This is a genomic window from Saccharothrix sp. NRRL B-16348, assembly GCF_001280085.1.
Lineage (GTDB): Bacteria > Actinomycetota > Actinomycetes > Mycobacteriales > Pseudonocardiaceae > Actinosynnema.
The window spans coordinates 1-650 of sequence record NZ_LGED01000088.1; the positions used below are offsets into that span (position 1 = coordinate 1).

The window sequence follows — 650 nt, forward strand, 5'->3', positions numbered from 1 at the left end:
AGGGTCAGGTCCGGCAGGCGGCTGATGCGATGGTGTCGTCGGGGATGCGTGATGCGGGTTATCAGTATGTGGTGGTGGATGACTGTTGGTTCGATCCGATCCGTGACGGTGCGGGGAATCTGCGTGCGCATCCGACGAAGTTCCCGAGTGGGATGAAGGCGTTGGGTGACTACATCCACGCCAAGGGCTTGAAGTTCGGCATCTACCAGGCGCCCAACGAGAAGACCTGTGCGCAGGGCGTCGGGACGCATCCCGGTTCGACGGGGAGCAAGGGTCATGAGGTGCAGGACGCGCGGTCGTTCGCGTCGTGGGGTGTGGACTACCTGAAGTACGACTGGTGTTCGGGCAGTGGGACGCGTGATGAGCAGATCGCGCGGTTCACGGTCATGCGTGATGCGTTGCGGGCGACGGGTCGTCCGATCGTGTACAGCATCAACTCGAACAGTTTCCACGCGCCGACGGGGGACAAGTACGACTGGGGCGAGGTCGCCGACCTGTGGCGGACGACCGAGGACCTGTTGGACATCTGGCAGAACGGGAACACCAACAGCTATCCGATGGGTGTCGGGAACGTGCTGGACGTGACGGCGCCGTTGGCGGCGCAGACGGGTCCGGGCAACTGGAACGACCCGGACATGCTGGTCGTGGGT

Annotated in this window: 1 protein-coding gene; it reads left to right on the forward strand. The window is 63.5% G+C overall.

Annotated features, from left to right (window positions below):
* On the forward strand, window positions 1-650 hold a 650-nt coding region (locus ADK67_RS10385), incomplete at both ends, for a glycoside hydrolase family 27 protein (RefSeq protein ID WP_197289383.1).